The organism is Acidovorax sp. SUPP1855 (assembly GCF_030158955.1).
Lineage (GTDB): Bacteria > Pseudomonadota > Gammaproteobacteria > Burkholderiales > Burkholderiaceae_C > Paracidovorax.
Genome location: NZ_BQXI01000031.1, coordinates 1 through 14408, shown reverse-complemented (window position 1 = coordinate 14408; position 14408 = coordinate 1). Strand labels below are relative to the sequence as shown.

Sequence of the window (14408 nt, the reverse complement as noted above, 5' to 3'; positions counted from 1 at the left end):
CGACAGGAGACTGCCATGAGTGATTCATTTCTGTCGCAGGAAGAGGTCGATGCCCTTTTGGAGGGTGTCACGGGTGAGAGCCAGAAGTCGGTCGAGGAAGTGGCCGAGACCGGAGCGGTCCGCAATTACGACATCTCCAGCCAGGAGCGCATCGTGCGCGGCCGGATGCCGACGATGGAAATCGTCAACGAGCGGTTCGCACGCAACTTCCGCATCGGCCTGTTCAATTTCATCCGGCGCAGCCCGGAAATCTCGGTGGGCACGGTGTCGGTGCAGCGTTACAGCGCTTTCCTGCGCGAGCTGGCGGTGCCGACCAACTTCAACATCGTCGCCATCCGTCCGCTGCGTGGCAGCGGGCTGATCGTGTGCGAGCCGTCCCTGGTGTTCGGCATCATCGACACGCTGTATGGCGGCGTCGGCAAGTTCCAGACCCGCATCGAAGGGCGGGATTTTTCCCCGACCGAGCAGCGGGTCATCAACCGCCTGGTCGATGTGATCTGCGCCGAGTACAAGAAGGCATGGCACGGCATCTATCCGCTCGAGCTGGAGTACCAGCGTTCGGAAATGCAGCCCCAGTTCGCGAACATCGCGACCCCCAGCGAAATCGTGGTCTCCACGGCTTTCCAACTGGAAATCGGGGATCTGTCCGGCGCGATTCATATCTGCATGCCCTATGCCACGCTGGAGCCCATCCGCGATGTGCTGTATTCGTCCACGCAGGGCGACTCCATCGAAGTGGACCGCCGGTGGGTGCGCGTGCTCACGCGGGAAATCCAGGCCGCCGAGGTGACGCTGGTGGCGGAACTGGCCAAGGCCGATGCCACGGTGGAGCAGTTGCTGGCCATGAAGCCTGGCGATTTCATCGAACTCGACCGTGAACCCCGCATCCGTGCCTCCATTGGAGGCGTGCCCATTTTTGAGTGCCAGTACGGCACGCACAACGCGAAATACGCCATCCGGATCGAGGAATGCCTGCGCAATTCCGATCTGAGCTGGCTGGGAGAAAAGAATGTCAACTGAAGGCGACAACGACAACAAGGACGCCAGCGCGGACGATCCGTTTGCTGGCTGGGCCGAGGCGCTGGAAGAGCAAAAGCGCACGGACGAGCCTGCTGCGGACCAGGGTGGCCCCCTGGCTGGTGACCCGGTACGGCCTTTTTCGGCCAACTCGGACTCTCCGGTCAACGACATCAACATGGTGCTGGACATTCCGGTGCAGCTGTCGGTGGAGCTGGGCCGGACCAAGGTGCCGATCAAGTACATCCTCCAACTGGCGCAAGGCTCGGTGGTCGAACTGGACGCGTTGGCCGGCGAGCCCATGGACGTGCTGGTCAATGGCTATCTCATCGCTCAGGGCGAGGTGGTGGTGGTGAACGACAAGTTCGGTATCCGCCTGACCGATGTGGTCACGCCGTCGGAACGCCTGCGAAGGGTCAGCCGTGGATAGCGCGGGCGGCAACATGACGCAGACGCTGGTCATCGTCGTGCTTTTCGTGGCGGCCATTGCCACGCTGCCCTGGTGGATCCGGCGCATGCAGCAACGCCAGGGCGGCGGGCCGGGAGCGGCGGCGAGCGCCGCCTCCAAGGTGGTCTCTACCGTGGGCATCGGGCCACAGCAACGCGTGATCACGGTGGAAGTGGGGCCGGAGCACCAGCGGACCTGGCTGGTCCTGGGGGTCACGGCGCAGCAGATCCGTTGTCTGCATGTGATCGACCCTTCCGTGTCTGCCGGAGCGCCCCGGGGTGCGATTCCTGCGCCGTCCTTTGCCGATGAGGTAGCCGCAGCCAGGTTGCGGGGGCAAGAGGCGCCCCATGGCTGATCGCCGGCGCGCCTGGAGCGGGTGGGCGTTGGCGGTTGCCGCCACGGTTTTCGCTCCAGCGGCACTTGCACAAGCGGCACCGGGTTCGTTGCCCGTGCTGGTCGGTTCGGGCAACGCGGGCGCGAGCTTTTCGGTGCCCATTCAGACGCTGCTGTTCTTCACGGCCCTGTCATTTTTGCCGGCAGTGCTGCTCATGATGACGGGCTTCACCCGCATCGTGATCGTGCTGTCACTGCTGCGCCAGGCCATCGGCACCCAGTCGGCACCGCCGAACCAGGTGATCGTGGGTCTGTCGCTGTTTCTCACGTTCTTCGTGATGGGGCCCACCTTCGATCGCGTGTACCAGGACGCCTACGTGCCTTACACCGCGAACACCATCACGTTCGAGCAGGCGCTGGAGAGGGCGGAGGCCCCCATGCGCGGCTTCATGCTCAAGCAGACGCGCCAGTCCGACTTCGCCCTGTTTGCCCGCCTGGCCAAGCTCGATGCAGGGGCCACGGCGGAAACCGCGCCCCTGCGCGTGCTGGTGCCGGCATTCGTGACCAGCGAACTCAAATCGGCGTTCCAGATCGGGTTCATGATCTTTATCCCGTTCCTGGTCATCGACATGGTGGTTTCCAGCATCCTGATGTCCCTGGGCATGATGATGCTGTCGCCGGTGCTGGTCGCATTGCCGTTCAAACTCATGCTGTTCGTGCTGGCGGACGGCTGGAATCTGCTGATCGGCTCCCTGGCCGCCAGTTTCGCCACCTGAGGAGTGCGCATGACCTCGCAAATGGTTTTGACGATGGGGCGAGACGCCCTGACTTTGCTGCTGGTGATTTCGATGCCGGTGCTGGGCGTGGTCATGGTGGTGGGGCTGCTCGTCAGCATCTTTCAGGCTGTCACGCAGATCAATGAGGCCACGCTCGCCTTCGTGCCCAAGCTGATTGCCGCCATGGTGGTGTTCGCCATCGCCGGCCCCTGGATGATCACTTCGCTCGTGGACTTCATCCGCAGAACCATCGAATCCATCCCGTCGGTCGTGTCGTGATCACGTTTTCAGAGGCCCAACTGGTGGCTTGGCTGTCACCGATCCTCTGGCCTTTCCTGCGCATCCTGGCCATGTTCATGGTGGCGCCGGTGTTCTCCATGCGCGTGATCCCGATGCGGGCCAAGATCGGCTTGGCCTTCCTCATTTCGGTTTGCGCGCAGGCCGCCCTGCCGGATCAGCCCATCATCAACATCAACGGGCGCGAGGCACTGGGTGCCGTGGCCCAGCAAGTGGCCGTGGGGGCCGCCATTGGCTTTGCGGTGCGCCTGGTGTTCACGGCGGTGGAACTGGCGGGCGAGGTGATCGGCCTGCAGATGGGGCTGAACTTCGCATCGTTCTTCGATCCCTCCAGCAACACGCAGGTGAGTGCCGTGGCCCGGTTTTTCGGGCACATGGCCATGCTGCTCTTCGTGGTCATCAATGGCCATCTGATGGTGCTGATGGCGGTGGTGAAAAGCTTCGACAGCTTTCCTGTGAATGGCCATTTCATGCAGGCCCTGGGCCAGTTGCGGCTGCATGATCTGGGCGCTTCGCTCTTTTCCAGCGCCCTCTGGATTGCCTTGCCCATGATTGCCCTGTTGCTGTTCGTGAACATGGCCATGGGCATCATATCGCGCGTGGCGCCGCAGATGAATATCTATGCAGTGGGTTTTCCCGTGACGCTGACCGTGGGCCTTCTGGGCATTGCGGCGACCCTGCCCATGCTCGAGCAGCCCGTCATGGCGCTGATGCAGCAATCCATCGATCTTTTCGCTTCACAGCGTTAGGCGGCCAGGCCTTCAGACCAACTGGTTGCGAATGGCGTACACCGTGAGTTCCGCGTTGTTGGTGAGCTTGAGTTTTTCCAACACGCGGGACCGATAGACGCTGACCGTCTTGGGGCTCAGCATCAGTTCTTCCGCAATGTCTGACAGGCGTTTGCCGGACGCAATCTTCACCAGGGTTTGCAGTTCCCTCTCCGACAACGCCTCGTGGGGCAACTCGGGACTCGGCTGCGCCAGGCTGTCCGCCAGCATCTGCGCCACCTCTGGAGTGAGGTACTTGCGGCCTTTCATCACGGTGCGCACGGCTTCGATCAACTCCACCGGGTCGCCTGCTTTGTTGGCATAGCCCTGTGCGCCCGCGCGCAGGCACCGCAGCGCATATTGGTCCTCGGGATACATCGAGACGACCAGTACCTTGACGGCGGAGTCCGTCTCGCGAAGGCTGGCGAGCACTTCCAGGCCGCTGCGACCGGGCATGTTGAGATCGAGCAGCAGCACGTCGCAAGGCGCGGTGCGCAATACCTCCCTCAGTTCGGAGTAGCCACCGGCCTCGCCCGTCACCTGAATGTCCGGTGCCTCCGAGAGCGTGTCACGGATGCCCCTTCGCAGGACCGCATGGTCATCACACAGCACGACCTGGATCATGGTGCCTCCTCCTCTGAAATGTTTTGGGGTGTCAGCGGCACCGACAGGATGACGGCGGTTCCGCGGCCGGGATGGCTGCTGATGTCGAGCCATCCTCCCACGGTGCGCGCTCGTTCTTGAAGGCCTTTGAGACCGAATGATTTGGGCTTCTCCCGCATGGCAGGCTCCATGCCCCGTCCGTCGTCGGTGACCTCCAGTGTCAGTACCCCCTCGCTGTCCGACAGGTCGACGCCAACCTGTCGCGCTTCGGCATATTTGAAGACATTGGTCAGGGCTTCCTGCGCCGTGCGGTAAGCCACCAGCTGAATGGCTGCGTCCACGTGGATTGTGTCCTTGCTCGTGTGCACCCGGGTGGGAATGCCGGTGCGCCGCTCGAAACTTTCCGCCAGCCATTGCACGGCGGCCACCAGGCCCTGGTCCAGGATGGGGGGGCGCAGATTCATCATGATGCGCTGACTCGCCTCGATGGCGTGCTGCAGCATCTCGGTGGCGGCCGCCGCGTGGGATTGCATCCCGTCGTCCTTGGCATGCCGGCTGATCCAGCCCACATCGAAACGCACGGCACTCAATGCACCGCCAATGTCATCGTGGATCTCGCGGGCAATGGCGGCCCGTTCTTTTTCGATCGAACTTTGCAAATGCTCGGTGAGTTCTGCCAGCCGCCGTTCGGACGCAGCCAGATCGGCCGTGGCTTTCTCCCTCGCGCGCCGAGCCTCGTGCACTTCGATGGCGCGGTCAATGACGTGCGGCAGCCTCACCATGTCGTCTTTGAGAAGGTAGTCCGCAATGCCCAGCCGCATCGCATCCACCGCTGCCGCCTCGCCGATGGCACCGGAAAGCAAGACGAAGGGCGGATGGGGCTCCCGCTGCGCCACCACACTCCAAGCGTCCAGCGCAGTGAAGCCAGGCAGGCGGTAGTCCGCAAGGATCAGATCGAAAGGCTCTGCATCGAGTTGCTCTATGAACGATGTCAGTGTGTCCACGTGGTGGATTTCATACACCACGTTGGCGCGGCGCAACGTAATGCAAGCCAACTCATGATCCGCTACAGAATCTTCTAAATGCAGGATGCGCAAGGGTCGATCCGTTACTCCTGATGGCATGGGGAACGCTATCATAGGATACATATTGGAACAAACAAGGGTGTTTGTCCCGTGCGGCGGTGATCGAGGAAAGCCGAGAGAATGGTTCGCATGGGACGTCTTTGCCAGTGGATTCCGCCACCAGCGTCTTGCCGAATTGGAATTTGTTTGCCCTGCAGCCGCTTGCAGTTCTGGAGAAACGATGCAATCTACGCTAACTAGCCCTGGCGGCCCAGGGGTTCAAGTGCCAGTCATGGTTGCTGCAGAATTGCAAGACTCCTTGTTGGTCGTCATGCATGATCTGCATCGACTGGAAGGCCTGCTCAGCCATGCGACCGACAATCTGCTGGCACGCTTCGGCGAAGCCAACGGTGCGTTGACCGACGATGTAGTCGGCGATTCGGCGGAACTCGCCGCGCTGCGGACGGCACTGCGCAGTGCTGTCACTGAACTGCAATTCCAGGACATGGCCTCCCAACTGATCTGGCACACCACGAAGGTGCTTCAAGGATGCGCTTTCCGCCTGGCCTCCGAAGCCATGGGTACCGAAGAGGGCGAAGAAGCCGCGCCCTTCGCTGAAATGGCCCCCGACCGTCCCAATCCTGTCACGCAGAGCGAAATGGATGCAGGATCAATCGACCTGTTCTGAGCCCGCGCCCGTAACTGGTTACCTTATATATTCAAGTGAGTGGAGCCCTACATGCAATCGATTCTTGCCGTTGATGATTCACCGTCCATGCGAAAGATGGTGTCCTTCACCCTGACCGGGGCGGGGTACCACGTGGTGGAGGCGGTAGACGGGCAAGACGCGCTCGAAAAGGCCGAAACCCACGATATCCATCTGGTGCTGGCCGACCAGAACATGCCAAGACTCGACGGAATCGGCCTGACCCGCAAGCTGCGTGAGCATCCCAGGTTCAAGACCATTCCCATTCTGATCCTCACGACCGAGTCGAGCGACCAGATGAAGCAGGCGGGACGTTCCGCGGGCGCCACGGGCTGGCTCGTGAAGCCTTTCGATCCGAACCGCTTGATCGAAGTGATTCAAAAAGTCATTCGCTAACGCCATCGCGTGCAGATAACCTAAGTACTGGAGCCCCTAATGGCGGATACCTATCAAGAAGGCGCGGGCGGTGGCGCGGACTTCGATCTCAGTCAGTTCTATCAGATCTTCTTCGAAGAGGCGGGCGAGAACCTGGACCAGATGGAGCACATGCTCCTGGACCTGGATCTGAGTGCGGCCAATGACGAAGAATTGAACGGTATTTTCCGTTGCGCGCATTCCATCAAGGGAGGAGCTGCAACCTTCGGATTCTCCGATGTTGCAGAGTTGACCCATCAAATGGAATCGCTGCTGGACCGCTTGCGGCGCCATGAACTGCAGCCCATTCCCCAAATGGTGGATGTGCTGCTGGAGTCTGCCGATGCGTCCCGCAGCCTGCTTGCCAGGCACCAAGCGGGAGGCCAGGGCGAAGCCGTATCCACGGCGGAACTGGTTCGCCGAATCAGTGAATTGGCTGCCGGCAATGTTCCTGCCGAACCTGTGGCGGCCTTGGCGCCGCCCCCCCCACCGCCGCCAGCGCCGACTCCTGTGCCTGCGCCAGCTCCGGTCACGCCTGCCCCATCCGTTCCCGCTGCGGCAGCCGCACCGGGTAGCGCGCGCTCCCTCGAGATCCGCATCGGTCCGCTGGAGCGTTTGGAACAGGCTGACGCCATCAAGGAATTGTTCCGCGATATTCCCGGCCTCGGTTCCATTCGCGACGTTCCTTCTGACGAGCAGGGTGTCCGGCTGTTCGCGGTCGAGACCACTTCCACCAACGATGACCTGCTGGATCTGTTCGCCTTCCATGTGTCGAAAGACCAGGTCAGGATCGGTGCAGAAGACGGTTCGGCCAGTGTGGAAGCCGATCCGGAAGCAGCCCTGCTGCAAGCGGGCGAGGTGTCCACGGAAGCACCCTATGGATTCTTCAATGGGTCCCCTGGTATGCCGAGCGATCGGACGGAGGTGGCCGTTGCAAATGTGTCGGATGCCCCGTCTGCCAAGCAGCCTGCAGCCGCAGCCCGCGCTGCGGAGCCCAAGGCGGTCAGCCAAGCGCAGATGGAGTCCACCACTATTCGTGTGGCAGTGAACAAGGTTGACCAGTTGATCAATCTGGTCGGCGAATTGGTGATCACCCAGGCCATGTTGGCGCAGAACAGCCGCGGTCTTGATGCGGGGGCCTATCAACAGTTGCTGGCGGGGTTGGCCGATCTGGATCGCAACACACGGGATTTGCAAGAGTCCGTGATGTCGATCCGCATGATTCCCATGTCGATCGTGTTCAGCCGCTTTCCGCGGATGCTCAGAGACTTGGCCAACAAGCTGGGCAAGAAAGTCGAGATGGTCACCTTGGGTGAAGCCACCGAACTGGACAAGAGCTTGGTCGAAAAAATCACCGACCCATTGACGCATTTGGTTCGGAACAGCTGCGACCATGGCATTGAAATGCCTGCTGACCGGCTTGCTGCAGGGAAGTCCGAGCATGGAACGATCACGTTGTCCGCCTCGCATCAAGGAGGCTCCATCGTGATTGAAGTACGTGACGATGGTCGAGGACTCTCGCGCGAAAAAATCATGCGAAAAGCCAGGGAACGTGGGCTGGATGTCTCCGATCAGATGAGCGACGCAGATGTGTGGGGCCTGATTTTCGCGCCAGGCTTCTCCACTGCCGATGAAGTGACCGATGTCTCCGGGCGTGGGGTCGGCATGGATGTGGTGAAACGGAATATCGCTGCACTCAACGGGTCGGTGGAAATCGATTCTGCCGAAGGGTATGGCATGCGTGTGTCCGTGCGGTTGCCGCTGACGCTGGCGATCATGGATGGCATGTCGGTGGGAGTGGGGGAAGAGGTCTACATCCTTCCGTTGTCTTCTGTCGTGGAGTCGTTCCAGGTCAATCCCGATGATGTCAATACGGTCGCGCAAGGATCTCAACTGGTCAAGGTGCGGGATGAATATATGCCGGTCATCGCCCTGGAGAAAACATTCCAGGTCCCTCGCCTGGATCAAAGCAAGTCCAGCAACATCATGGTGGTGGTTGAGGCGGACGGTAGCCGGGTCGCATTGTTGGTGGATGAGTTGCTCGGCCAACACCAAGTCGTCGTGAAAAACCTGGAAACCAACTATCGCAAAGTGCCCAATGTGTCCGGCGCCACCATTCTCGGGGACGGAACTGTGGCACTCATCCTGGACACAGGTGCTTTGGTGCGGCGCGCTCGCCACTGAGCCCGCGACCCGTTGATATAAGGAGAGCCCTATGGCTGGAGTGATGGAAAAAACCAATGAAGCGACTGTCTCTGGCGCCCGGGAGTATTTGACTTTCCGGCTGGATCAAGAGGAGTATGGGATCGACATCCTGAAGGTGCAGGAGATCCGCGGCTATGAGCCGCCGACACGCATCGCCAATGCGCCAGACTTCATCAAGGGCGTGACGAATCTGCGCGGCACCATTGTTCCCATCGTTGACATGCGGCTGAAATTCAGTTGTTCCAAAGCGGAATACAACAGCTTTACGGTGGTCATCATCCTGAATCTGCGAAACCGGGTTGTCGGGATCGTGGTGGACTCGGTGAGTGACGTCATGGAACTGAACTCGGACCAGATCCGCGTTGCCCCGGAGGTGGAGAGCACCATCGACACCAACTGCATCGTCGGCTTGGGCTCGGTGGGTGAGCGCATGCTCATCCTGTTGGATATCGAGAAGCTCATGGCCAGTATGGACATGGGTTTGGTTTCTGCCAACGAATGAGGCCGACACTTCGCCGCCACGCAACGGCTTAAAGATCAATCGACGTGGCTGTATCCGTAACCGCTGGCCTGTGAACCATCGACCTCTCGAAGTGAAAAGCAACATGCGCCAGACCTCCAGTCCTCTCCCTCCTGCACGAGGCGTGGCGGAATCACCAGCGGTTTCGCCTTCATCGGGCCCCTTGGCCCAAGGGCGAGAATTCGTCTGGACCAACGCAGATTTTTCACGTGTCCAGGCGCTCATTTATCAGCGGGCTGGTATCAGTTTGCACGATGGCAAACATGCAATGGTCTACAGCCGTTTGTCGCGGCGGTTGCGCGATACCGGGCATACGAGCTTTCATGAATATCTGAGCTGGCTGGAAACCCATGATGGCCCGGAGTGGCAGGAGTTCGTGAACGCGCTCACGACCAATCTGACTGCGTTCTTCCGGGAGCAGCACCACTTTGAGATTCTGGCCAATCTCCTGCGCACACGGCCTGCTGGCCCGTGGAGTGTGTGGTGCAACGCTGCATCCACCGGGGAAGAACCATATTCCATCGTGATGACAGCCATGGAGTCTTTGAGCAGTAACGGCTCGTTCAAATTAACGGCCAGCGATATCGATTCCCGGGTGTTGGCTACGGCAGCCGAGGGGGTGTACCGCCTGGACAGCGTGAAAGGGTTGAGTCCTGAACGCCTTCAACGATTCTTCTTGCGGGGCAAGGCCTCAAATGCCGGGTTTGCACGTGCAAAACCTGAGTTGCGCCGAAGCATCGATTTCCTGAGCGTGAATCTCATCCGCGACGACTGGCCTTTTCGGGAGCCGTTCGACGTCGTTTTTTGCCGCAATGTCATGATCTATTTCGATGCCCCCACCCAGCGCAAGGTACTGGAGCGCATCCATCGTGTGTTGAAACCGGGCGGCATGCTTTTTGTCGGGCATGCTGAAAACTTCAGCGAGTCCCGTGACCTTTTCACTTTGCGCGGCAAGACCGTGTATGAGCGCCGTTGACCGATAGTCTTCTGCAAGAGCCCACATGACCAATACCCGCCCTGGCTTTCCCCCTCCGTCTGGCGCACCGCCGTCCGCCTATGGTGGAACGGTAGAGCGGCGTCGTGCACCGCGAATTGCGCCGCTCAGTGCCGATATTTACACTGGCACTCCAGCCTCTGCCGCAAAGCAATCAACATTGCCGGAGCTCAAGGCGCAAACGCGCCGGCCGGGAGAAGCCTCATTTTTCTTTTTTGATCATCATTTTCAGCACAATGCGGTCAAAGTGCTTCCCGGGGAATATTTCGTCTCGGATGAGAATCTGGTGATCATGACCGTGCTCGGCTCATGCATTGCCGCTTGCCTGTGGGACAGCCGTAGCCGGGTCGGTGGTATGAATCACTTCATGCTCCCCGATGGCGATTCCTCCGATGTATCCGGCCGCTATGGCTCGTATGCCATGGAGTTGCTGATCAACGAAATGCTGAAACTTGGAGCTCGCCGGGAAAGCATGCAGGCCAAGATATTTGGTGGGGCACAGGTGATGCATAACTTCACCACGATGAATGTGGGTGAGCGCAACACCAACTTTGTGCTCAACTATCTCCAGACAGAGCGTATCCCGATTGTTTCGGAAGACGTGCTCGATATCTATCCACGCAAAGTCGTTTTCTTTCCGGTGACAGGAAAAGCGATGGTGAAGCGGCTCGCCCATGCGCATCCAGAGACATTGGTGGAGCAGGAAGTTCGCGGCAACGCTGCGACGGTTGCCAAAGCGACTGCCGGCGGATCAGTGGACCTCTTTTGAGAAATGAACAAGGACATGAGGGAATGAGGAAGATCCGGGTGATCGTTGTGGATGATTCGGCGTTGGTGCGCAGTCTTTTGGCCGAAATCATCAATCGCCAGCGGGACATGGAGTGCATTGGAACCGCCAACGATCCTTTGATTGCACGCGAAATGATTCGCGAAATGAACCCCGATGTCATTACCTTGGACGTCGAGATGCCTCGCATGGATGGAATTGATTTTCTTGGGCGCCTGATGCGCCTTCGGCCCATGCCCGTGGTGATGATTTCCACGCTCACGGAGAGGGGGGCTGAAGTCACGATGAAGGCGCTCGAACTGGGAGCGGTTGACTTCGTTGCCAAACCCCGGGTCGGCCTTTCCAGTGGTCTGAATGAATTGGCGACCCAGATCGTTGAGAAGATTCGGGTGGCCGCTGTCGCACAGGTCCGGAGAGCGCCGGTGCAAAGCCCGACCCGTCCGCACTCTCCAACAACTGGTTCTGTAGAGGGGGGACATGCTCCGACGCATACGACCACATTGCTGGGCCGCTTGTCGACGGAAAAGCTGATTTGCATCGGTGCATCCACTGGTGGAACAGAGGCCATCCGCGAAGTGCTGATGCAGATGCCAGCAGACTCACCGGCGATCGTGATCACTCAGCACATGCCACCAGGTTTCACCACCAGCTTCGCCGCCAGGCTCAATGGGTTGTGCCAAATCACAGTGAAAGAAGCGGCCAACGGAGAGCGCATCTTGCCTGGCCATGCCTACATAGCGCCCGGAGGAAAGCAGTTTCATATTGCACGCAGTGGAGCCAACTATGTGGCCGTGGTGGATGATGGTCCTCCTGTCAATCGGCACAAGCCGTCGGTGGAGGTCTTATTCAAGTCGGCCGCGGGGGTAGCGGGACGTAACGTTTTCGGCATCATGTTGACCGGCATGGGAAATGATGGTGCCTCCGCGATGCGCGAGATGAAGGATGCTGGCAGTTACAACTATGTGCAGGACGAGGCAAGTTGCATCGTTTTCGGTATGCCCCGGGAGGCCATTGCACATGGCGCTGCAGATGAGGTTTTGCATTTGACGCAGATTGCACCGGCTTTGATCGCCAAGCTGCGTGGTGCAACCGATCGATTGCACCATCGCATCTAGGTATCAGTGCGCAATAAGACGGGGCGTTAGGACGACAAAGCGGTCCAGCGCTCCAGCGCAATCATCAGTTGATTTTCGATCTCTCCCTCCCTTGCATGGAGGGAGGCCGCTCGTGCACCATCTTTGGCATATAAGGAACCGTCAGCCAGTGCTGACTGGATTGACTGTTGCTCTGTCTCTAGTGTGGCAATTTGAGTTGGGAGCTGTTCAAGCTCCCGTTGCTCTTTGTAGCTCAACTTCTTCTTGGGAAGATGTGCTGACTTTTCCTCTACGTCCACAGTGTCATTGCGCTCAACTGCCGCCTTGGAGGGTGGCAAAGACGTGGGATTGAGCGGCCCACTGCGCCGGGACTGGGTCAGCCAGTCTTGAACACTGCCCTCGTATTCCCGCCAGAGCCCGTTTCCTTCATACGCAATGGTGCTGGTCACCACATTGTCAAGGAAGGTCCGATCATGGCTCACAAGGAATACGGTGCCGTCATACGTCTGAAGTAGTTCCTCCAGAAGATCCAGCGTGTCGATATCTAAGTCATTCGTTGGCTCGTCGAGCACCAGCACATTGGCAGGACGTGCGAAGAGGCGAGCCAGAAGCAGTCGGTTGCGTTCCCCTCCTGAAAGTGAGCGGACTGGTGAGTGAGCCCTGGCAGGGGAAAAAAGGAAATCGCTGAGGTAACTTTTGACATGCTTGCGTTGCTTGCCAATCTCGATCCATTCGCTGCCAGGGCTGATGAAGTCTTCAAGGGTCGCGTCGAGGTTGATCGCATGTCGCATCTGATCAAAGTACGCTACCTGCAGATTGCTTCCTCGCCGAACGGTGCCCTCATCTTGAGCTAGTTCACCTAGGATGAGCTTGAGCAAAGTGGTTTTTCCCGCACCATTGGGGCCGATCAAACCCACTTTGTCGCCGCGGAGGATCGTTCCAGAAAAACCTTTGACGATGACTTTGTTTCCGAAAGATTTGCTGACGTCAGACAACTCCGCAACGATCTTGCCTTGATAGCCATTTTGGGCACCCGAGGCAATATCCATCTTGACGCTGCCCAGCACCTCTCTCCGAGCACTGCGGTCAGCTCGCAGGGCCTCAAGGCGCCCGATGCGGCTTTGACTGCGGGTTCTTCGGGCTTCAACACCCTTGCGCACCCAAATTTCCTCTTGAGCGAGCAACTTGTCGGCCTTGGCCGAGACAACGGCCTCCTGGGCAAGCTGCTCACCCTTTTGAAACACGTACTGGGCGAAATTTCCCGGATACGATCGGAGTTGCCCTCGATCGAGCTCCACAATCCGCGTGGCTACTCTGTCCAGGAATGAGCGATCGTGGGTGATCGTGATGACGCTGCCTTTGAAATCAATCAATAGATCTTCCAGCCATTCGATGGAATCCAGATCGAGGTGATTGGTCGGTTCGTCCAGCAACAGAACATCCGGTCTTGCCACCAACGCTTGCGCAAGAGCGACTCGTTTTTTTGTTCCGCCTGATAGGTTGCCCACGATCGAGTGGGGATCTAGTCGAAGTCGCTGCAGGGTCTCTTCAACCCGCTGTTCCCAGTTCCAAGCGTCGTAGGCCTCAATCTGCGATTGCAACGCATTGAGGTCCAGTCCCGGGTCGCCAGAGAGGTAAAGATCTCTTATTTCTGCTACTTCGCGCAGCCCTTCTGAGGCTGCGGCGAAAACACTAGCTTCCATCTCTAGGACCGGCTCCTGCGCAACGTAGGCAATTCGAACTCCCTGTTGGACTTGTAGGGAGCCATCATCGGGCTTGGCAAGACTGCCCAAGATTTTCAGTAGCGATGACTTTCCAGCACCGTTACGCCCGATCAATCCGACGCGTTCGCCGGCTTCCAGGGAAAAGCCAGCATGATCTAGCAGTGCAACATGACCGAAAGCCAGTTGAGCATTAAGTAAGGTGAGAAGTGCCATATGTGAGGAATTATCCGGCTTAGCGCTGAAGGAGGCGCAAGGCGACTGTGGCAAGATACATTGCAATTTTTGTCATCTTTCTCCTACGGGTGTGGGAAAAGTGGTCTATACTTGCGGGCTTGGCAGGTGAGACGGATGACTGAGTTGTCCGGAGAGTCTGACAAGAAAGGTTGGTTTTGAGTTGTGGCCGGGTTGAAATTCGGTATATAATTCGAGGCTTCGCTGGGTGGGTTGATTGCTGGAAGCGGCGGTTGATCAAAACAACGAAAGACCTTCAAGTTTGACGGGACTTTAAAAAACCTGCTATAATTCAAGGCTATGCTGATTGCAGCAAAGTTTGAAACAAAGAAGAGATTCTGAGTTTCGGTTCATTAAAAATATACAGCCGATAAGCGTGGGCGTTTGATGGCGAGTGCCAAGTTCTTTGGAACTAGTGCTTAGCACTA

The 14408-nt window shown here is 58.7% G+C and carries 16 protein-coding genes; 13 read left to right on the top strand and 3 right to left on the bottom strand.

All coding sequences use genetic code 11. From position 1 onward, the window contains the following. The first annotated feature begins 15 nt into the window (after window positions 1-15). The 6 genes from fliM to fliR are packed head-to-tail and all read left to right on the top strand — an operon-like array spanning window position 16 to window position 3620. Window positions 16-1020, top strand: a complete 1005-nt coding sequence (gene fliM / locus AVMA1855_RS21445) for a flagellar motor switch protein FliM (RefSeq protein ID WP_272565382.1) — start codon at window positions 16-18, stop codon at window positions 1018-1020. Beyond that, the gene (fliN, locus tag AVMA1855_RS21440) at window positions 1010-1447 is read left to right on the top strand and encodes a flagellar motor switch protein FliN (RefSeq protein ID WP_284407477.1); all 438 of its coding nucleotides are present in this window, start codon (window positions 1010-1012) and stop codon (window positions 1445-1447) included. The genes fliM and fliN overlap by 11 nt, the downstream gene beginning before the upstream one ends. Window positions 1448-1460: 13 nt before the next feature. Next, window positions 1461-1820: a FliO/MopB family protein gene (locus tag AVMA1855_RS21435; RefSeq protein WP_272565378.1), complete on the top strand. Its 360-nt coding sequence runs from the start codon at window positions 1461-1463 to the stop codon at window positions 1818-1820. Further along, on the top strand, window positions 1813-2574 hold the full coding sequence (gene fliP, locus AVMA1855_RS21430) for a flagellar type III secretion system pore protein FliP (RefSeq protein WP_284407475.1): 762 nt from the start codon (window positions 1813-1815) through the stop codon (window positions 2572-2574). Before AVMA1855_RS21435 ends, fliP begins: the two co-directional genes overlap by 8 nt. A gap of 9 nt (window positions 2575-2583) precedes the next feature. Further along, on the top strand, window positions 2584-2853 hold the full coding sequence (gene fliQ / locus AVMA1855_RS21425; protein WP_284427249.1) for a flagellar biosynthesis protein FliQ: 270 nt from the start codon (window positions 2584-2586) through the stop codon (window positions 2851-2853). Beyond that, window positions 2850-3620 (top strand): flagellar biosynthetic protein FliR, encoded by a 771-nt coding sequence (gene fliR / locus AVMA1855_RS21420; RefSeq protein WP_284427248.1) that lies wholly within the window; start codon window positions 2850-2852, stop codon window positions 3618-3620. Before fliQ ends, fliR begins: the two co-directional genes overlap by 4 nt. 12 nt (window positions 3621-3632) lie before the next feature. Here fliR and AVMA1855_RS21415 read toward each other — a convergent pair whose 3' ends face one another. Together AVMA1855_RS21415 and AVMA1855_RS21410 are read right to left on the bottom strand one after the other, a co-directional pair. After that, complete coding sequence (locus AVMA1855_RS21415) at window positions 3633-4262, bottom strand: response regulator (protein ID WP_272565372.1); 630 nt, start codon at window positions 4260-4262, stop codon at window positions 3633-3635. After that, complete coding sequence (locus tag AVMA1855_RS21410; RefSeq protein WP_502870361.1) at window positions 4259-5380, bottom strand: hybrid sensor histidine kinase/response regulator; 1122 nt, start codon at window positions 5378-5380, stop codon at window positions 4259-4261. Before AVMA1855_RS21410 ends, AVMA1855_RS21415 begins: the two co-directional genes overlap by 4 nt. 166 nt (window positions 5381-5546) lie before the next feature. Here AVMA1855_RS21410 and AVMA1855_RS21405 point away from each other — a divergent pair, with 166 nt between their 5' ends. From AVMA1855_RS21405 to AVMA1855_RS21375, 7 genes are all read left to right on the top strand, one after another. Beyond that, window positions 5547-5993: a hypothetical protein gene (locus AVMA1855_RS21405; protein ID WP_272565370.1), complete on the top strand. Its 447-nt coding sequence runs from the start codon at window positions 5547-5549 to the stop codon at window positions 5991-5993. A 51-nt stretch (window positions 5994-6044) separates the two neighbouring features. Then, a complete protein-coding gene (locus AVMA1855_RS21400) occupies window positions 6045-6407 on the top strand; it encodes a response regulator (RefSeq protein ID WP_092745705.1) in 363 nt (120 codons plus the stop codon). Between the two features lie 39 nt (window positions 6408-6446). Further along, complete coding sequence (locus tag AVMA1855_RS21395) at window positions 6447-8609, top strand: chemotaxis protein CheW (RefSeq protein ID WP_284427247.1); 2163 nt, start codon at window positions 6447-6449, stop codon at window positions 8607-8609. A gap of 31 nt (window positions 8610-8640) precedes the next feature. Continuing rightward, window positions 8641-9132, top strand: coding sequence for a chemotaxis protein CheW (locus tag AVMA1855_RS21390; protein WP_272550831.1), 492 nt, complete (start codon window positions 8641-8643; stop codon window positions 9130-9132). Window positions 9133-9235: 103 nt separating this feature from the next. After that, on the top strand, window positions 9236-10126 hold the full coding sequence (locus tag AVMA1855_RS21385) for a CheR family methyltransferase (protein WP_284427246.1): 891 nt from the start codon (window positions 9236-9238) through the stop codon (window positions 10124-10126). 25 nt (window positions 10127-10151) lie between these two features. Further along, entirely contained in the window at window positions 10152-10913 is a 762-nt protein-coding gene (cheD, locus tag AVMA1855_RS21380) for a chemoreceptor glutamine deamidase CheD (RefSeq protein WP_284402665.1), read from the top strand. A 23-nt stretch (window positions 10914-10936) separates the two neighbouring features. Continuing rightward, window positions 10937-12046, top strand: a complete 1110-nt coding sequence (locus AVMA1855_RS21375) for a protein-glutamate methylesterase/protein-glutamine glutaminase (protein WP_284427245.1) — start codon at window positions 10937-10939, stop codon at window positions 12044-12046. Between the two features lie 26 nt (window positions 12047-12072). On the opposite strand, the gene AVMA1855_RS21370 is transcribed toward AVMA1855_RS21375, so the two are convergent. Then, complete coding sequence (locus AVMA1855_RS21370) at window positions 12073-13962, bottom strand: ATP-binding cassette domain-containing protein (RefSeq protein ID WP_284427244.1); 1890 nt, start codon at window positions 13960-13962, stop codon at window positions 12073-12075. Window positions 13963-14408: the final 446 nt, after the last annotated feature.